This is a genomic window from Leifsonia sp. fls2-241-R2A-40a (assembly GCF_030209575.1).
Taxonomy (GTDB): Bacteria; Actinomycetota; Actinomycetes; order Actinomycetales; family Microbacteriaceae; genus Leifsonia.
In genome coordinates, this window is the sequence record NZ_JARVRS010000001.1 from 1,529,357 (window position 1) to 1,547,429 (window position 18,073).

19 protein-coding genes are annotated in these 18,073 nt (G+C 69.5%); 14 read left to right on the forward strand and 5 right to left on the reverse strand.

Annotation, left to right across the window (positions count from 1 at the left end; translation table 11 throughout):
* The first annotated feature begins 42 nt into the window (after positions 1 to 42).
* The 8 genes from QRN40_RS07745 to QRN40_RS07780 all read left to right on the forward strand — a co-directional run bounded on the left by QRN40_RS07745 (position 43) and on the right by QRN40_RS07780 (position 8,638).
* The gene (locus QRN40_RS07745; protein ID WP_285114990.1) at positions 43 to 1,044 is read left to right on the forward strand and encodes an SIS domain-containing protein; all 1,002 of its coding nucleotides are present in this window, start codon (positions 43 to 45) and stop codon (positions 1,042 to 1,044) included.
* Positions 1,045 to 1,054: 10 nt separating this feature from the next.
* Entirely contained in the window at positions 1,055 to 1,978 is a 924-nt protein-coding gene (locus tag QRN40_RS07750; protein ID WP_285114991.1) for a PfkB family carbohydrate kinase, read from the forward strand.
* A 35-nt stretch (positions 1,979 to 2,013) separates the two neighbouring features.
* On the forward strand, positions 2,014 to 3,111 hold the full coding sequence (locus tag QRN40_RS07755) for a LacI family DNA-binding transcriptional regulator (RefSeq protein ID WP_285114992.1): 1,098 nt from the start codon (positions 2,014 to 2,016) through the stop codon (positions 3,109 to 3,111).
* Between the two features lie 232 nt (positions 3,112 to 3,343).
* Positions 3,344 to 4,666 (forward strand): ABC transporter substrate-binding protein, encoded by a 1,323-nt coding sequence (locus QRN40_RS07760; protein ID WP_285117458.1) that lies wholly within the window; start codon positions 3,344 to 3,346, stop codon positions 4,664 to 4,666.
* Positions 4,663 to 5,661 (forward strand): carbohydrate ABC transporter permease, encoded by a 999-nt coding sequence (locus tag QRN40_RS07765; protein WP_285114993.1) that lies wholly within the window; start codon positions 4,663 to 4,665, stop codon positions 5,659 to 5,661. The genes QRN40_RS07760 and QRN40_RS07765 overlap by 4 nt, the downstream gene beginning before the upstream one ends.
* Positions 5,655 to 6,491 (forward strand): carbohydrate ABC transporter permease, encoded by an 837-nt coding sequence (locus QRN40_RS07770; protein WP_285114994.1) that lies wholly within the window; start codon positions 5,655 to 5,657, stop codon positions 6,489 to 6,491. The genes QRN40_RS07765 and QRN40_RS07770 overlap by 7 nt, the downstream gene beginning before the upstream one ends.
* A 4-nt stretch (positions 6,492 to 6,495) precedes the next feature.
* A complete protein-coding gene (locus QRN40_RS07775; RefSeq protein WP_285114995.1) occupies positions 6,496 to 7,668 on the forward strand; it encodes an MFS transporter in 1,173 nt (390 codons plus the stop codon).
* 88 nt (positions 7,669 to 7,756) lie between these two features.
* Entirely contained in the window at positions 7,757 to 8,638 is an 882-nt protein-coding gene (locus tag QRN40_RS07780) for a manganese catalase (RefSeq protein ID WP_285114996.1), read from the forward strand.
* A gap of 141 nt (positions 8,639 to 8,779) precedes the next feature.
* Here the strand turns inward: QRN40_RS07780 and QRN40_RS07785 are convergent, their stop codons facing one another.
* The 4 genes from QRN40_RS07785 to QRN40_RS07800 form a co-directional block, all read right to left on the reverse strand.
* Positions 8,780 to 9,973 carry an MFS transporter gene (locus tag QRN40_RS07785; protein ID WP_285114997.1) on the reverse strand — a complete coding sequence of 398 codons (1,194 nt, stop codon included), beginning with the start codon at positions 9,971 to 9,973 and terminating at the stop codon, positions 8,780 to 8,782.
* A gap of 69 nt (positions 9,974 to 10,042) precedes the next feature.
* Positions 10,043 to 10,984: an AraC family transcriptional regulator gene (locus QRN40_RS07790; RefSeq protein ID WP_285114998.1), complete on the reverse strand. Its 942-nt coding sequence runs from the start codon at positions 10,982 to 10,984 to the stop codon at positions 10,043 to 10,045.
* A gap of 52 nt (positions 10,985 to 11,036) precedes the next feature.
* The gene (locus QRN40_RS07795; RefSeq protein WP_285114999.1) at positions 11,037 to 11,210 is read right to left on the reverse strand and encodes a hypothetical protein; all 174 of its coding nucleotides are present in this window, start codon (positions 11,208 to 11,210) and stop codon (positions 11,037 to 11,039) included.
* Between the two features lie 2 nt (positions 11,211 to 11,212).
* A complete protein-coding gene (locus QRN40_RS07800; protein ID WP_285115000.1) occupies positions 11,213 to 11,614 on the reverse strand; it encodes a ChaB family protein in 402 nt (133 codons plus the stop codon).
* Positions 11,615 to 11,731: 117 nt separating this feature from the next.
* Between QRN40_RS07800 and QRN40_RS07805 the strand changes: the two genes are divergently transcribed.
* From QRN40_RS07805 to gad, 4 genes are all read left to right on the forward strand, one after another.
* A complete protein-coding gene (locus tag QRN40_RS07805; protein ID WP_285115002.1) occupies positions 11,732 to 12,490 on the forward strand; it encodes an alpha/beta fold hydrolase in 759 nt (252 codons plus the stop codon).
* On the forward strand, positions 12,487 to 13,173 hold the full coding sequence (locus tag QRN40_RS07810; RefSeq protein WP_285115003.1) for an esterase/lipase family protein: 687 nt from the start codon (positions 12,487 to 12,489) through the stop codon (positions 13,171 to 13,173). The genes QRN40_RS07805 and QRN40_RS07810 overlap by 4 nt, the downstream gene beginning before the upstream one ends.
* Positions 13,174 to 13,375: 202 nt before the next feature.
* A complete protein-coding gene (locus tag QRN40_RS07815; RefSeq protein WP_285115004.1) occupies positions 13,376 to 13,750 on the forward strand; it encodes an META domain-containing protein in 375 nt (124 codons plus the stop codon).
* Positions 13,751 to 13,899: 149 nt separating this feature from the next.
* Positions 13,900 to 15,336 carry a glutamate decarboxylase gene (gene gad / locus QRN40_RS07820; RefSeq protein WP_285115006.1) on the forward strand — a complete coding sequence of 479 codons (1,437 nt, stop codon included), beginning with the start codon at positions 13,900 to 13,902 and terminating at the stop codon, positions 15,334 to 15,336.
* Positions 15,337 to 15,419: 83 nt separating this feature from the next.
* Here gad and QRN40_RS07825 read toward each other — a convergent pair whose 3' ends face one another.
* A complete protein-coding gene (locus QRN40_RS07825) occupies positions 15,420 to 16,325 on the reverse strand; it encodes an SDR family oxidoreductase (RefSeq protein ID WP_285115007.1) in 906 nt (301 codons plus the stop codon).
* Between the two features lie 104 nt (positions 16,326 to 16,429).
* Between QRN40_RS07825 and QRN40_RS07830 the strand changes: the two genes are divergently transcribed.
* A complete protein-coding gene (locus tag QRN40_RS07830) occupies positions 16,430 to 16,993 on the forward strand; it encodes a TetR/AcrR family transcriptional regulator (protein ID WP_285115008.1) in 564 nt (187 codons plus the stop codon).
* Positions 16,994 to 17,122: 129 nt separating this feature from the next.
* Positions 17,123 to 18,061 (forward strand): PrsW family intramembrane metalloprotease, encoded by a 939-nt coding sequence (locus QRN40_RS07835; RefSeq protein ID WP_285115009.1) that lies wholly within the window; start codon positions 17,123 to 17,125, stop codon positions 18,059 to 18,061.
* Positions 18,062 to 18,073 lie beyond the last annotated feature (12 nt).

Here is an 18,073-nt window from a genome sequence, read left to right on the forward strand (position 1 = left end):
GAATTGATACCGGTACCAAAACGGATCGGTGGAGGGAGACACATGCTGGGCTTCAACGAAGAGGAATTCCTGGAGCAGGTGCGGAGCACCGTCGCGCTCCGGTCGCAGATCGAGGAGCTGGCCGAGCGCGTGAGCGCAGGCCGCTGGAAAAACATCTACTTCATCGGCGCGGGCGGCACGTACGCCGCTGCGCTGCCCTACGAGCGCTTCTTCCAGACGCGCTCCGCGTTCCCGGTGCGCGCCGTCATCGGCAAGGAGTTCGTCCTCGCGCCCGACCCCCAGTTCGGACCGGACTCGGTCGCGATCTTCGCCTCGGTGTCCGGTACGACCGAGGACATCCTGGAGTGCGTCGAGTTCGCCCGCGAGAAGGGCGCGCTGACGGTGGGCTTCACCGGCCAGGCCGACAGCCCGATCGCGTCCGCGGTGGATGAGGTGCTCCTGTCCGCGCCGAAGGCGTGGCCGTTCGACGTGCAGTTCCTCACCTTCGGCGCCAAGCTCCTCTCGCTGCGCGGCGAGTTCGAGGGCTACGACCGCCTGGTCAAGGACCTCGAGGCGATCCCCGAGGCGCTCATCGCCGTCACGAAGCAGGCCGACCCGATCGGCAAGGCATTCGCCGAGAAGCACGCCGAGAACGACTATCACTTCCTGACCGGATCCGGCCAGCTGTGGGGCTTCACCTACCTGTACTCGATGTGCATCCTCGAGGAGATGCAGTGGCTGACCACGACGCGTGTCCACGCGGCCGAGTTCTTCCACGGCTCCCTCGAGCTCATCGAGAAGGACACGAGCATCATCGTGTTCGCCGGCGAGGACGAGACCCGTCCGCTCACCGACCGTGTGATCGCCTTCTCGAAGGAGTACAGCGACGACGTCACCGTCATCGACACCAAGGACTACGAGCTCCCGGGCGTGAGCGACGAGTTCCGCGGACTGCTGGCGCCGATCGTGGTGGATGCGGTCGTCGACCGCTTCAGCAAGCACCTCGCGCACGTGCGCGACCACTCGCTCGACCTGCGTCGCTACTACCGCGTCGTGGCGTACTGAGCGGCCACCGATGAGCACGGTGCGCGTCCTCGGTCTCGGGGACAACATCGTCGACCGGTTCGTCGACCGCGGGGTCGAGTATCCGGGAGGGAACGCCGTGAATGTCGCGGTGTTCGCCCGGCAGCTCGGCGCCGAGGCCGCGTACCTGGGGGTGTTCGGCGACGATGAGCAGGGGCGCTTCGTGCGGCAGGCCATCGAGGACTGCGGGGTCGACACCTCGCGGTCCTCGGTGCGCCCGGGCCCGAACGGCGTGACCGAGATCGAGACGGTCGACGGCGAGCGGCGGTTCCTGGGGTGGAACCACGGTGGGGTCACACTGAGCGATCCGGTGCGTTTGGGTGCAGAGGATCTCCGCTACGCAGCAGGCTTCTCGCTCATCCACTCGAGCGCCTACTCGGGCATCATCCCCGAGCTGCCGAAGCTCGCATCGACGCGGACGCTGCGCTCATACGATTTCTCGTCCGAGCCGGAGTACCGCACGTCCGAGTATCTGGATGCGGTGGGCCCGTGGATCGACCTGGCACTCGTATCGCTCGGCGAGCTGTCGCGCACGGACACCTGGGCGGAGCTGCGGCGCATCGCGTCCCACGGCCCGTCGATCGTCTTGGGGACCCAGGGGGATGACGGCGCCGTGCTGTTCGACGGCGACGCGTATTACTACTCCGACGCGGCTCCGGTTCCGGGCCCGTTCGTGGACACGATGGGATGCGGCGACGCCTACGTCAGCGCGTTCGTGGTTGAATTGCTGCGGTCCGGCTGGCGCAGGAATGCGCGACCGGGTGGCGCAGCGCTGCACCGTTCGATGCGGCGCGCGGCGCAGTTCGCCGCGCGGCAGTGCACGGTCGAGGGCGCGTTCGGACACGGGCGCGCGGTCGACGAGTCTGCGCGGACGGTCGGCTCGCTTCCGCCCGTGGCTGCGGGCGACGTGGGCTGAGGGCGTGAGCCGCCCCGGATCAGGAAGGGGTGGCGATGTCCACGGAGCGCGACCACCGCATTCCCTCGCCGACGATCTCGGAGGTGGCGGCGGCGGCCGGTGTCGGCCGCGCGACCGTCGCACGGACGCTCGGCGGCTACGGCTCGGTGAGCCCGAAGACGCGGGATCGCATCCTCGCCGTGGCGAAGGAGCTCGGCTACCGGCCCAATTCGATCGCGCGCAGCATGACCACCGGCGAGACGCGCACGCTCGGCGTCGTGCTGGCCGACGTGGGCAATCCGTTCTTCGCCGGCGTCCTGCGCGGCATCAGCGACGCGGCCCGCAAAGCCGACTACGACGTGCTCGTGCTGAGCACGGACGAGGACCTGCAGCTGGAGGCGGCCGCCATCGAGGTGCTCGTCGACAAGCAGGTGGACGGCATCGCCCTGGCGCCCGCCGCCGGCCGCACCGCCCGACTTCCGCACCTCGACATCGTTCACAAGCGCGAGATCCCGTTGGTGCTGCTCGACCGCCTGGTGGACACCGTGGATGCGGATGCGGTCGTCATCAACAACCGCGAGGCGTCGCGGCAGGCCGTCATGGCGCTGATCGAGCGCGGGCACCGGCGCATCGCCTTCGTCTGGGGCCCGGTCACCAACGAGCCGGCGGCCGACGCGGACGATCTGCGCCGCATCCTCGACCACGCCCTGTGGAGCGACGGCGAGCGTCTGCTCGGGTACCTGGACGCGCTGGAGCTCGCGGGCATCCCGTTCGACACCTCGCTCGTGACGCACGTGCTCAAGAACGAGTCGCAGGCGACGCGCGCCGTGCTCGGGATGCTGTCGCTCTCGGATCCGCCGACCGCGATCTTCGCGACCGAGACGGATGCGCTGACCGGCTCGCTGCGCGCGATGCGGCAGCGCGGGCTGCGCTGCCCCGAGGACGTCTCGCTGATCGGCTTCGACGACAGCTCCTGGGCGAGCGTCATGACGCCGCCGATGTCCGTCGTGGCCCAGCCGATGCACCAGCTCGGCGAGCTGACCGCCGAATGCCTGCTCGCGCGCGTCGCCGGCAGCGACGCGCCCGTCGCCACGCACGTCCTCGAGGCCGACTTCGTCGAGCGCGACTCCGTCGCCGCCCCGCCGTCGCGCTAGCTCCCCCTTCGCCTCCCTTCCCGGCACGATTTGCGCCAAATCTCGGTTCCGAGGCCGGCACAACCGCGATTTGGCACAAATCGCGCGGACCGGGATGCGAACGGCGGCGTTTGGGCAATGTTGATACCGGTACCAAAATCACGTATAGTCATCGCAACCGGCCGCAGAAGCGGCCATGGACCGATCCAAAGACGGGTCAGCGGACACGACCGCGACACCCGCACGACGGGAGATGAGCGTGAAGAAGACCAGGACCATCACGGTAGCGGCGGCGGGTGTCATGGCCCTCGCGCTCACCGCGTGCTCGTCCGGCGGCGGGGCGTCCGCCGACATCACGGCGAAGCCGGACTTCTCCGGCAGCATCAGCATCCTCACCGCGGCAGCGGGCGACCCGCTCGGCTCGTACTTCGAGGGCCTGGTGAAGGACTACACGAAGCTCCACCCGGACGTGAAGATCACGCTCGCGCAGGAGACCGACGACAACGCGATCAAAGACAAGGAGAAGGTCCTGATCGGATCGCAGTCGCTGCCCGACATCTACTTCAGCTACGCCGGCAACTGGGGCGAGAACTTCGCCGCCAACGGCCTGGCCGTCGACCTCACCTCCGTCATCAAGCCGGGCACCACCTGGGGCGACACGTTCGGCGAGGGATCGCTGAACGCGTTCAAGTACGACGGCAAGTACTACGGCATCCCGCAGTATGTCGACGGCAAGTTCATGGGCTACAACAAGAAGATCTTCGCCGACCTCGGCATCGACGTCCCGAAGACCCTCGACGAGCTGATCTCGGACTGCTCGACCATCAAGGCCGCGGGCTACACCCCGATCGCCTTCGGCAACAAGGACGGCTGGCCCGGCCTGCACTACCTCGGCCAGCTGTTCGCCTACGATGTCCCGCAGAAGACGCTCGAGGCCGACCTGCTGCCGAAGACCGCGAAGTACACCGACGCGGGCTACCTGGAGGGCATGAAGCAGTTCCAGCAGCTGGTCACCGAGTGCACCGGCGACGCGGGGAACTCCAACGGCGTCACGTACACGACCGCTCAGCAGCAGCAGGCGACCGGCAAGGCCGCCATGTACTACCAGGAGCTCATCGAATTCGACTCGGTGAACACGAAGGACAGCCAGCTCAGCAAGGACGGCTTCGGCATCTTCCAGCTCCCGGCCGCCGACGGCGCGAAGGGCGACACCTCCACGCTGGAGGCCGCGCCCGAGGGCTACATGATCAACAAGAAGAGCAAGAACGCGGCCCTCGCGCTCGACTTCATGAAGTTCGTCATGAACGAGAAGAACGCGACCACGCTGTCCTCGCCGCCGTACGGCCAGCCGAGCGCCGTGAAGGATGTGGTGACCGACCAGATCGCGACACCTGCGGTCGCCGAGGGCACCAAGCTCGTCAACGACGCGAAGTCCACCGTGGTCTGGCTGGACATGGCGAACGTACCGACGGTCGGCGACGCGTGGGTCTCCGTCTCCGAGGGTCTCGTGTCCGGCAGTCTCACCCCCGAGGCCGCGTTGAAGGCCGTGCGACAGGCGTCCGAGAAGGCGAAATGACCACGACCCAGGCCCCTCAGGCTCCCGTGGGGCCGCGTCCGAACCTCGTCAGGGGTTCCGGGCGCGGCCGCACGGCCCCGACTCCGGGCGACACCGCACCCCGTGCGGCGCGCCGCGGTCCGGCGCGCTGGCGCGGCCTGGTCTGGCTGATCCCGGCGCTCGCCGTGCTGGCGATCTTCGTCTACTGGCCGCTGCTGCAGAACATCGTGTTCAGCTTCCTGAAGTGGAACATCTACAGCGGTGAGCAGACCTTCGTGGGCGGAGACAACTACGCACAGCTGGCGCAGGACCCGATCTTCTGGCGGGCCCTCGGCAACAACACCTGGTACGCCGCCCTCTCGATCGTGTTCCAGGTGTTCGGCGCCCTGGTGCTGGCCGCGATCGTGGAGAGTCTGCGCAACGATCGCTGGCGCAAGGCGTTCCGGGCGATCTACTTCATCCCGTCGGCGATCTCGCTGACGGTCGCCGGCCTGCTGTTCTACTTCATCTACCAGCCGCAGACCGGCATGCTGAACGTCTTCCTCGACAACGTCGGGCTCGGCCAGTTCTCGCAGGCGTGGCTGGGCCACGAGGGGACCGCGATCTTCGCGATCATCGCGATGAGCCAGTGGCAGGGCTTCGGCTACAGCGTCTTGCTGTTCTCGGTGGCTCTGCAGCGCATCCCGCAGGAGCTGTATGAGGCGGCCCAGCTGGATGGCATCGGCCCCGTCCGGCGGTTCTTCCAGGTCTCGCTGCCGCTGGTCCGCGAGATGACCGGCCTGATGATGATCGTGACGATCTCGGGCGCCTTCCAGGTGTTCAACGAGGTGATGGTCATGACCAGCGGCGGCCCGAACAACTCCAGCCAGGTGCTGGGCACGTGGCTGTACCACGCCGGATTCGTCACCAACGACTTCGGCTCGGCCGCCGCGATCGGCGTCGCCATCTTCGTCATCACGCTGCTGCTGGCCGCCGCTCAGCTGGCCTACTCGCGCAAGAGGAGAGTGGAATGGTAGTCCTCGCCCGTCTTGGCCGCGGAGCCCGGACCGCCTTCGTCTGGGCGCTCCTGGTGGCTCTGGCCGTCATCGTCCTGTACCCGCTGCTCTGGATGGTGACCAACGCCCTCAAGACGAACGCCGAGCTGTTCGGCAACCCGTTCGCGCTCCCGACCGAATGGCTGTGGCAGAACTTCGGGAAGGCTTGGGACCAGGGCGTCGGCGACTTCGTGCTCACCAGCGTCTCGCTGACCGTCATCGCCACGCTCATCACCGAGCTGATCAGCGCCTGGGCGGCGTACGGGCTGACGCGGGTGAACATCCCGCTCAACCGCACCTTCACCGTGATCGTGCTGGCCGGCCTCATGCTGGCGCCGACGGTCGCGCTCATCCCGCTGGTGAAGCTGTTCCAGGCGTGGGGGCTGTACGACACGTTCTTCGGGCTGCTGATCCTGTACACGGCGTTCCGCATCCCGTTCACCGTCTTCCTCATGCGCGCCTACATGCTCGATCTGCCGCGCGAGGTGGATGAGGCGGCCTCGATCGACGGAGCCTCGCGTGCGGCGACCTTCTGGCGCATCATCCTGCCGATGAGCATGCCGATCGTCGCGACGACGATCGTGCTGAACGTGCTGCAGAACTGGAACGAGTACCTGTTCGCGATGATCTTCACCAGCGGGACCGGGGTGCAGACGCTCCCGGTCGGTCTCGCCGACATGATGTCGAAGAACGGCACGCAGTATCCGGTGGTCTTCGCCGGGATGGTGATGGCCGCGCTCCCGATGGTGATCCTGTTCTTCGTGTGCCAGCGCTACTTCGTGCGCGGTCTCGCCGGCGGCGTGGGCAAGTAGCGGGGTGCGGACGTACCTGGAGCTCGTCCGCGTCCCCGGCGTCCTGCGGGTCACGGTCTCGCAGCTGGTGGCGCGCTTCCCGCTCGGGATGCTGTCGCTGGCCGTGCTGCTGCACGTGCGCCACGCGAGCGGCTCGTACGCTTTGGCCGGTCTCGTCGTCGCGTGTGTGAGCGTTGGCGAGGCCGTCGCCATGCCATTGGTGAGCCGCTCAGTCGGCGTTTTCGGTATCCGGCCGCCGGTGCTGGCCGCCGCACTTCTCAACGCGACGGGGATGCTGCTGCTCGCGTTCGGTCCGCCCGAGCCGGCCCTGTTCGTCGGATTGGGTGTCGTGATCGGCGCGTCCGTGCCTCCGCTGATGCCGGTCGTGCGTGCGCTGTACCCACGGCTGGTGCCGCGTCGCGCGGTCCCCGCCCTGTTCGCGCTTGACACCTCCGCCCAGGAACTCATCTGGATCACCGGCCCAGTCGCAGCGACGCTGCTCAGCGCCGCCGTCTCGACGCAGGCGCCCCTCGTGCTGGCGGCCGCCGTCACCCTCGGCGGAACGGTGTGGTTCCTGCTGACACCGCACATCGCCGGGGTTCGGCTGCCGCGCAGCGAGACCCGGCCGGGCAGGGTGCTGCTCACCCGCGCCGTACGGCTGGCCGCCGCCTCCAGCTTCGCCCTCATCGCGTCGTTCGCGGCACTCGAGATCGCGCTGGTGGCGCGCTTCGACGGCCACGGCATCTTCGCGGGGCTGGCCATCGCGGTCTCGAGTCTCGGCTCACTCATCGGCGGGATCGCGTTCGGCCACCGGCGCATCGGTCCGCGAGCGCTGGCGGGAATCCTCGGCGGGGTGGCCGTGGCGACGGCTGCGGCCGGACTCGTGCCCGGCATCCCGCTGCTGTATGGCGCGCTGTTCCTCTCGGGCTTGGGCTTCGCGCCGTCGCTTGCCGCACTGTACGCGATGGTGTCGGGAGCGCTGCCGGAGTCGTCCACTCCGGAGGCGTTCGGCTGGCTGAACACCGCCGGTCTCGTCGGCGCCGCGACGGGAACCGCGATCGCGGGCGTCCTCGGCGACGCGGTGGGGCCGGCCGGCCCGTTCGTGACAGCCACGGCCGCGTCCGTCGTCGCTGCGCTGCTCCCACTCCTGCCCGGCCTTCGACCGCTCGCGAGCGGACACGGCTCTGAGCCCCATTGACCCCGCACCCGTCGGACCTGTCAACGCCTCATAACCCGAAGCACCTCGGGTACCTCTGGAGGGCATCCACCAGAAAGGGGTACATCGTATGTTCTTCCACCGTCAGGAGATGCAGCACACCGCCAAGCCGGACAGGCCGGACGCCGTCTACGCCCGCAAACTGCAGGAGGTGCTCGGCGGCCAGTACGGCGAGATCACCGTCGCTATGCAGTACGGCTTCCAGGCCTGGAACGTCCACATCCCGGGCAAGTACCGGGACCTCCTCTTCGGCATCGGCGCGGAGGAGTTCGGCCATGTCGAAATGCTGGCCGTCATGATCGCCCAGCTGCTCGAGAAGTCGCCGCTCGGAATCACCGAGGACGCCGTGCAGGACGATCCGGTCGTCGCCGCCGTTGTCGGCGGCACCGACGTGCAGCACGCCATCGTCGCCGGAGCGGGAGCCCGCCCGGTCGACAGCAACGGCAACCCGTGGCAGGGGAGCTACATCACCTCCAGCGGCAACCTGCTCGCCGACTTCACCGCCAACGCGAACGCCGAGATGCAGGGCCGGCTGCAGGTTGCCCGGCTGTACCATATGACCGACGACGCGGGAGTGCGGGACCTGCTCTCGTTCCTGCTCGCACGCGACACCATGCATCAGAACCAGTGGATCGCCGCTGCCGCCGAACTGCGCGCGGAGGGCGCGGAGGACCTCCCCGTCCCGAGCAACTTCCCGCTCGGCAAGGAGGACCGCGACGTCTCGTACCAGTACATCAACTTCTCCGACGGCCCCGCCGCGGCGGAGGGGAGCTGGGCGAGCGGTCCGACGCCCGACGGCAAGGGCGAGTTCACCTACCTCGACGGCCCGCAGGCGACGGTCCCCATGCCGCCGCCCACGCACCCCGACTCGCGGTTCTACGGCACCACCGAGTTGCCGAACACCGTCGAGAAGGTCGCCGGCGCGGTGCAGGACAAGCTCCACAAGGAGTGACGCTCATCCCCGGTGCGGGGGTTCCGGCCCACTCGAAACTCCTCGAGCGCCAGAGCCGCCGCATCGGGGGTCACCATACTGCTCGGCTCGCGCGTCGAGCTGCCCTGTCGATCACTCGGGATGCGGCACGGCCGCCGCTTTTCAGGGGGCGTCGGCCGGCTGGACCGACTGGGTGCGGCGGCGGAAGGCGGGCAGCACGAAGGAGAGCGCGGCCAGCACAGCGAAGGCGGCGGCGCAGGCGATGATTCCGCCGACCGATCCCGACCGGTCGAGCACCAGCCCTGCGAGCACAGGCGTGATCGGCGCCGCCAGCCCGGCGACCAGCACCATCGTCGACTGCACCCTCCCGACCAGCTCGTCGGGAACACGTCGGGCGACCTCGCCGAAGAGCGACGCCGAGACGAGCGGGGCGGTCAGGAAGGCGACCGCGCCAGCCACGCCGATCAGCACGGCCGACTGCAGGGGGATGAGCGCGAGGGTGGCCGCTGTGTCGACCAGCGCGGCGAGGCGGAAGACGGCGCCTGGATGCAGACGGCGCTGGACGGCCGGCGTGAGCAGCGCGCCGACCAGTCCTCCCGCCGCGCTGATGCTCGACATCAGACCGATGCCCGCGCTTCCCGCGCCGCGGTCCTGGGCGACGACGATCACGATGAGCCCGACCGCCGAGAACGTCGCGGTGAGGCCGGCGACCCAGAGCCCGGCGGTCAAGAGCAGCGGGTCCCGCCGCAGCCAGCGCCAGGCGCCGGCGCGGGTCGTCGCGCTCACCGCCGCGCCGGCGATCCGGGGCACGGCCGCCACCAGAACGAGCGACGCCAGATAGCTGAGCGCGTCCACGGCGAACGGCAACCAGGGCGCGACGCCGAACAGCACCCCGCCCGCCAGAGGCCCGACGAGCCCGGCCAGCTGGGCCCGGGACTGCATTCGGCCTACGGCGAGCGCGCGATCGGCAGCGGGTGTGATCGCCCGGATCATCCGGAACTCCGCCGGACCGAAGACCGCGCCGGCCATCACCTCGAGGGCGACGACTGCGATCACCAGGCCGGTACCGGCAGCGCCCGACGCCACCGCCGCAGCAAGGGCCGCGAGCAGCGCTGCGCGCGTCCCGTCGGCGGCGAGCATCAGCGCCCGCGGTGGACGGCGATCAGCGAGTGACCCGGCCGGGATGCGCGTCGCGAGGCCGGCCGCAGCGACCACCGCGCCCACGAGGCCGGCCTCAGCGGCCGAGCCGGTCAGCTGCAGGATGAGCAGGGGATACGCGAGCGACGAGACGCTCGTCCCGAACTGCGAGAGCGCCTGCGAGACCCAGAGCAGGGCGAAGGAGCGGCGCTGGTTCATCCGCGGATTCTACGGAGGGTGCGGCCGCGAATGTCAGTGTCGCCGCAGGATCCGCCGGCGCCCGCCCTCTCAGCGCGCGAGCGTCGCCGTCGGCGTCTCGCCGTACTCCTCGCGGTAGCGCCGCGTGAATCGGTCGAGGTCGGCGAAGCCCCACCGTGCGGCGAGGTCGGCGAGGTCGGTGGGCACGGGTTCTGAGACGAGCAGTTCGGTGTGCGTGGCGGACAGCCGCACGCGCAGCAGGTACCCGCGGGCCGTCGTGCCCGCGTGGACGAGGAACGCCGCGTTGAGCTGCGCCATCGTTGCGCCCGCCGCGGCCGCGATGTCGGTCACGGTGATCGGGAGCGAGGCGTGGTCCTCGATGAAGCGAGCCGCCAGGCGGAACTTCTTGAGCTGGCCGGCCGGCGACAGCGTCCGCTCGCGCGGGTCTCCGCTGAGCGGGAAGGACTGCAGCGCCGCCATCGACAGGGTGTGGAAGAGACTCGCACGGACGAGTGGATGCCGGAACGTACCGGCCTCCATGTACTCGGCGGCCGCCGTGGCCGCGGTCAGCATGTACTCGGAGTGACGAGGGCTCATCGTCGTGGGGGAGTCGAACACGACCGCCATGTCTTCGTCGCCGTACGTTGTGCGAGCCACATCCTGCAGGACCGTGGGCGAGAGGAAGATGTTGATCACGTCGGTGCCCTCGGCGTAGCAGGTGAAATCGTGGCCCGGTCGGATCAGGAAGGGCGCACGCGTGCCCTGTCCGTGCTCGCCGTCGATGTTCCACCGGTAGGGGCCGGACTTCACGTTCACGATCACGAGGTCGTCGAAGTCGCCGGAGGTCTCCCACTCCCCGCCGATGGCGTAGTGGGCGACAGAGAACGCGGAGTCGGTGGCCTGGTCGGCCTCGAACGAGAATCCTGACCCGGGCTCCGAGGCGAACGAGAAGCGGCCGCCTGCTGCCGCGAGCATCGCGTCGGCCTCAGCCGGATCCGATGTCTGGCTGTGCAGCCGGGTGAAATCAGCCATCAATCCACGGTACCGCGGGCCACTGACAACTGGGATTGTTCCCGGCTGGCGTTCAGTCGGCCCGCCCGAGCACCCCGACGGGGATGCCGAACGAGAGCGCGATGCAGATGATCCCGAGGAAGAACACCAGCCCCTGCCAAGCGGGGAAGGTGTCCGCCATCCCGAGCAGGAAGAGCCCGAACAGGAACAGGATGAAACACCCGATGAACGCGAGCACGTCGCCCATGGTCAGTCCTTCTTTCGCTGCGCAGCGGTCGCGCGCCGGTTGGCGCGCTTGATCTCGTCGACCAGTTCGTCCTTGGTCATCCGCGTCCTGCCGGAGATGTCGAGCCGTTTTGCGATGTCGAGCAGGTGCGCCTTGCTGGCGTTCGCATCCACGCCCTCCTGCGTCTCCGCCTTCGTGTCCCGGCCACCGGCGGCCTTCTGGTCGGACGGTCCGTTCTGGGCCTTGCGCTCCCAGTGGTCGCCGACCTTCTCGTACTCGTTCTTGAGGGCGGCGAACGCGGTGCGGTGGGCTCGCTCGCCCTCGCCGTACTCTTCGACCGCCGAGTCGTGCGCCTTCGACCAGAGGGCCTGGGCGTGCTTCTCGGAACGCTCCAGTGTGGAGGGCAGCTCCTGCGATGCGGGCATGATCCTGTGGTACTCCTTCCGCTGCGACCGGGTCTAGTGCTTCTCCACAGCTACCTTCGTTCACCACCGTTTTCAAGCGGCATCCTCCGAGTGGTGCCGCACGAGTAGCGTGGAGCGGTGACTGCCGACCCCCTGCCTCAGCCGCCCCGCGCCCTCGTCACCGTCGACACCGGCCCGGTCGCAGCGACGGAGGAGGGTCGCCCCGTGTTCGTGCTCGTCCACGGCATCGGCGTGAGCTCGCGGTACTTCGAGCGACTGGTTCCGGCGCTCGCCGAGGAGGGCCGCGTCATCGCCGTCGATCTTCCCGGGTTCGGGAAGGCGAAGCCCCGTAGACCGGGCCGGCCCCTGTCCATCGACGACTTCGCCGACACGGTCGCTGCGGCGATGGATGGGCTCGGCGTCTCCGGCGCGATCGTCGTCGGCCACTCCATGGGCACCCAGGTCGCGGTGGCGCTCGCGGGGCGTCGCCCCGACCTCGTCGCCGGGCTGGCACTGCTCGGTCCGGTGATGGCGCCGCAGGCCCGCAACGCCCTCAAGGCGGCGATCCTGCTCGGCCTCGACATCCTGCGCGAGGATCCGCGAGGCAACCGCCTGGTGATCGGCGACTACCTCCACGCCGGCCTGGCCTGGTACCTGGCGACGCTGCCGACGATGCTCGCCTTCGAGACCGAGCGCGAGCTCGAGCAGGTCGTGGTACCGACCGTTGTCATCCGTGGAGCACGCGACCCGATCGCCCGCGACGGCTGGGTCGCCGAGCTCGGACGTCGGGCCGGCGGCTCCGCCGAGGTCGTCCCCTCCGTCGCCCACCTCGTCATGCACGGGGCGCCGTGGCGCACTGCCGCCCTGATCCGGCAGCTCGTCACGGTGCCGCGATGAGACGCACTCTGCTCCGCCGGGCGGGGGTGCTGGCGCTCGACTACCTGTACGCGGGGCGCTACCAGCTCCGCGCCGTGTTCGACCGCAGTGCTCCGGATGCCCTCGTCGCCGGTGCCGGGCACCGCGCTCCCGTCGTCCTGCTGCCGGGCATCTTCGAGACCTGGCGCTTCCTCCGTCCGCTCGCCCAGCACATCCACGGCTCCGGCCACCCCGTGCATGTGGTCACGGCGCTCGAGGACAACCGCATGGAGGTGCCGGAGGCGGCCGCGCTGGTCGCCCGGCACCTCGCGGAGCACGACCTGCACGACGTCGTCATCGTCGCCCACAGCAAAGGCGGCCTCATCGCCAAGTACCTGATGGGGATGCCCGACTCCGGGCCGCGCATCCGCACCGCCGTGACCGTCGCCACGCCGTTCGCCGGTTCGCCCCTGGCCCGCTTCATCCCCATCCCGAGCATGAGGTCGCTGCTTCCGACGGCGCCCGGGCTCCTGCGTCTCGCCCTCAGCCGTGCGGTCAACGCGCAGATCGTATCGGTGTGGGGATGGTTCGACCCGCACGTCCCCGGCGGAAGCCGGCTCGAGGGCGCCCGCAACATCGAGCTCGACGTCGGCGGCCACTTCCGCATCCTCGCGCGGCCCGAACTGCTGGCGATCGTGGACGAGGTGCTCGCCGCCGCGGACTGACGTCCGGCGCCCGCGCCTCGGCGCACCGTCGGAGATCCACCCCCCATCGTCGGAGATCCGGGCAGTATGCGCGCGGTTCTCCTTCCCCACCGCGGCCCGCAGGACATTCCGACCGCCTTCTCCGACGCCCGCGCACGGCAACGTCTGTCGCTCGCACCCGCACCCGCGTTACCCTTCCTCCGAGAACGCAGGGGAGGGGACCATGCTGCTGCACCGACGAATGCGCGGGATGGCTGCTGTCGCGGCCGTCGTCCTGATGCTGGCAGGCTGCGCCGGGACGCCGAGCGGAAACGCCGTCGTCGGGCGCTGGGGTTCGACCGCCTCCGGGAAGCCGAACCTGAACATCGAGAGCGACGGCACCTTCTCCGGCTCCGACGGCTGCAACACCCTCAACGGCAAGGGCCTGATCGACGGCGACCAGATCACCTTCGGGCCGATCGCGTCCAGCCTCATGGCCTGCGACAACGTCGACACCTGGCTGAGCAAGGCGGCGACCGGCAACGTGAAGGGCAGCACGATGACCGTCCTCGACGACGGCGGCTCCACCATCGGCACCCTGGCTCGCTCGGGCTCCTGAGAGCCTCGAACTCTCCGGCACTGTCTATCGCAGCCGGTGACCCGCTGGTTACTTTGACCGTGCCACGCCCGACCGCGCCTCAGCCGGGGCGACGAGGTTCAGGGAAGTCCACCGCGCGGGCCCGCCCGCGCCTCCGAGGAGCGAAGCGAATGACCATTGCAGAGTCGCGGAAGGGACAGGGCGCCGCGTCGCAGCAGCCCGCCACCGCCTACACAGGGACCAGCGACCGGACCCAGCTCAACCCGATCTTCGCCCGGCCGGGCGAGAGCACCGACCTACCCCTCGACCGCATCCCGGACAACGAGTCGCTGCCCGAGACCGCGTACCAGATCGTGCACGACGAGTCGATGCTGGACGGGAACGCACGCCTCAACCTGGCCACGTTCGTGGGCACCTGGATGGACGACCACGCCGCGAAGCTGTACGCCGAGTCCGCCGACAAGAACATGATCGACAAGGACGAGTACCCGCAGACCGCCGCCATCGAGACGCGCTGCTGGAAGATCGTCGCCGGCCTCTGGAACGCGCCGGACCCGGAGAAAGCGATCGGCACGTCCACCATCGGCTCCTCCGAGGCGTGCATGCTCGGCGGCCTCGCCCTCAAGCGCCGCTGGCAGCACGCGCGCCAGGCGGAGGGCAAGCCGACCGACAAGCCGAACCTCGTGCTCTCGAGCGCGGTCCAGGTCTGCTGGGAGAAGTTCTGCAACTACTGGGATGTGGAGGCCCGCTACGTGCCGATCTCCGACGACCACAAGGTGCTCGACGGCTACGAGCTGGAGAAGTACGTCGACGAGAACACGATCGGCGTGGTCGCCATCATGGGCGTCACGTATACCGGGATGTACGAACCCGTCGCGCAGATTTCGGAAGCGCTCGACCGCATCCAGGAGAGCACAGGGCTCGACATCAAGATCCACGTCGACGGTGCTTCCGGCGGCATGATCGCGCCCTTCCTGCAGCCGAACCTGGTGTGGGACTTCCGCGTCCCGCGCGTCGTCTCGATCAGCACGTCGGCCCACAAGTACGGCCTGGTCTACCCGGGGCTCGGCTGGGTGGTCTGGCGCACGGTGGAGGACCTCCCGGCCGATCTGGTGTTCGATGTCACCTACCTGGGCGGTCACATGCCCACCTTCGCCCTCAACTTCTCGCGCCCCGGCGCGCAGGTGCTGCTGCAGTACTACCTGTTCCTCCGGCTCGGGTTCGACGGCTACTACCGCGTGCAGAAGGCATCGCAGGACATCGCGCTCTACCTCTCGGGGGAGATCGCCAAAATGCCCGCGTTCGAGCTGTGGAACGACGGTTCCGACATCCCCGTCTTCGCCTGGCAGCTGAAGAAGGGACACACCGACCGCTGGAACCTCTACCACCTGTCGGAGCGGCTGCGACTGAAGGGATGGCTGATCCCCGCCTACCCGATGCCCGACGACCTCAGCGACCTGACCGTGCAGCGGATCGTCGTCCGCAACGGGCTGAGCCGCAGCCTGGCCGAGTCCCTCGTGGTCGACATCGAGGAGTCGGTCGCCTACCTCGACCGACTCGAGAGCCCGATGCCGGTCGAGGGCCTGGCTCCCTCGTTCACCCACTGACACCGGTCCGCGGCCAGATCCCGACCCGGCCGGCGCCGGCCACCTCCCCTCGGCCGGCGCCGGTCGCGCTGCGCCGGTCGCGCTCAGGCGGCGGCGCGGGTGAAGTAGTGCCCGGCGTCCAGGTCTTCGAGGAGGGTCGGACCCGCCGGCTCCCAGCCGAATCGCTCGCGCGTCAGAGCGCTTGACGCCGGGATGTCGAGGCGGAAGAACGCCCCGATCCATCCGAAGTGCGCCTCCGCGTGGTCCGGATCGATGGAGGCGGCCGGCAGGCCGGCTCCGCGCCCGATCGCCTCGGCGATGTCGCGCGCTGCCACGCCCTCTTCGGCGACCGCATGGACCACGCGTGCCGCGTCGGGGTTCTCCAGCGCGCGGACGATCAGGCGTGCGGTGTCGTCGCGGTGGACGGCCGGCCAGCGGTTCGAGCCGTCGCCGACGTATCCCGCCACGCCCTTTTCGCGCGCGACCGCGACGAGTTGAGCCATGAACCCGTGGTCGCCGGCGCCGTGGACTGTCGGCGCGAACCGCAGGGCGACCGGGCGGATGCCGCGATCCGCGAATCCCATGGCGAGCTCCTCGACGCCTCCACGGGGCGCGTCCCGGCCGATGAACGGGCTGGCGTCCTCCTCGGTGACCACTCGGCCGGGGCCGAGGAGCGCGACGCCCGAGGCGAAGAGCAGCGGCTTGCCCGTGCCCTCCAGGACCTCGCCGAACGTCTCCATCGCCGCACGCTCGGACCGCCCGGAGGCGGCGTAGTCGCTGAAGTCGTGCTTGAACGCGAGGTGGATGACCGCGTCGGCTCCGTCGGCGGCGGCGCGGAGGCCGGCGAGGTCGTCGAGCTGGCCGTCGACCGCTTCGGCCCCGGCCGCCCGCAGGCGAGCGGCCGACTGCTCCGACCGCGCCAGCCCCTGGACGTCGTGACCGGCGGCCAGGAGGAGGGGGACGACGCCCGACCCGATCCAGCCCGATGCCCCTGTGACGAATACGCGCATGTCCTGCTCCTTTCGAGCGTCCCCTCATCGCGGTTCGCGGTGATGTCAGGAACTGTCGTCAGCGTAGCACTCATGTCAGCCGCTGTCATCACTATGATCGTCCTATGGGACGTTGGGAGCCGGATGCGCGCGGGCGCCTCACCCGTGCTGCCCTCGAGCTGTACCTCGACCCCGGCTACGAGCAGACGACGGTCGCCGACATCGCGGCTCGCGCCGGCGTCACGGAGCGGACGTTCTTCCGCCATTTCGCCGACAAGCGCGAGGTGCTCTTCGACGGCTCGGACCAGTTCCAGGATGCGGTGCTCGCGCAGATCTCGACCGTCCCGGTGGAGGCGAGCCCCCTCGAGGCGGCCGCCGCCGGCATGGCGGCCGCCGCCGCGCTCGTGCAGTCGCGCCCGGACCGCGACTTCCCTCGACGTCGCGCCGCCGTCATCGCGGTGAACCCGAGTCTGACCGAACGCGAGCTGCTGAAGCTCTCGAACGTGACGTCCGCCATGGCGCGGGCCCTCGCCGAGCGAGGCGTCGACCCGGTGGATGCGGCCGTGGCCGCCAACGCCGCCATGGCCGCCTTCCACGTGGCCTTCGAGCGGTGGACGACGACGCCGGATCCACGCGACCTCCGCGAGCTGCTCGCCGACGGCATCGCGCGGTTCCGGGCGCTGTCCTGATGCTCCGCGCGAGACTCTCCGCCTGATCCTCTCCGCACGCTCCGGCGGCATCGTCCTCCGTCTCCGCCCGTGGGATCATGTGCCTGAGGGCGACGGTCTCGCAGAGCCGTCCGAGCGAGGGAGTGACCGATGTCCGCCGAGCCCTGGATGAATCGTCCCGCGGTGGAACCGCATCCCCACCACCACCACGGCTGGTGGTGGAAGACACTGCTCACCGGGCTCGCCCTCTGGATCCTCACGATCGTGGTCACCGTGACGACCGGCAACACCAATCTGGTGCCGACGCTGATCCTGCTGGGCAGCTTCCTGGTGCCGTTCTGCGTCGTCCTGTTCGCGATCGAGCGGGTGACCGGCAGCATCAGTTCCCTGCAGCTGGTCCTCGCGTTCTTCGTCGGCGGCATCTTCGGCGTGCTCGGCGCTTCGCTGCTCGAGGTGAACCTGCACCAGAGCTACTGGCTGTACCTGCTGGTCGGCCTGATCGAGGAGTTCGTCAAGGGCATCCTGCTGGTCGTCATCGGCTGGCGGGTGGTCCCCAAGACAGCGAGGCAGGGTGCGCTGCTCGGCGCGACCGTCGGCGCGGGCTTCGCCGCCTTCGAGTCGGCGGGGTACGCCTTCAACGCGGCGATCACCGCCCGTGGGATCGACCTCGCCTCGCTCCTGCAGACGGAGGTGCTGCGCGCCATCCTCGCGCCCGTCGGCCACGTGCTGTGGACGGCCGTGCTCGGCGCGGTGCTGTTCGGCGCGGCTCGCGGCCGGGACCGTTTCCGCTTCTCGATCTGGATCGTCGTCACGTACGTCGGCGTGGCGATCCTGCACGGATTCTGGGATTCGGCGAGCGACGTCGCAGCGGTGCTGGCTCTGCTGTTGAACGGCCGCGCCGTGCAGGAGCTCACCACCTCGGGAGGCCTGTCCATGCAGACCGCGTCCGCCGTGACCGCCCTGGCCGGCATCCTCTACATCGTGGTGCTGATCGTGGTCGCTGCGGGCGGCATCCTGACCCTGTGGCTGATCCTGCGGCACTACCGCCGCGCCGAGCAGCGACGGATGGCCGAGCTGCCGATCGTGTGAGGCGAGGCGGCG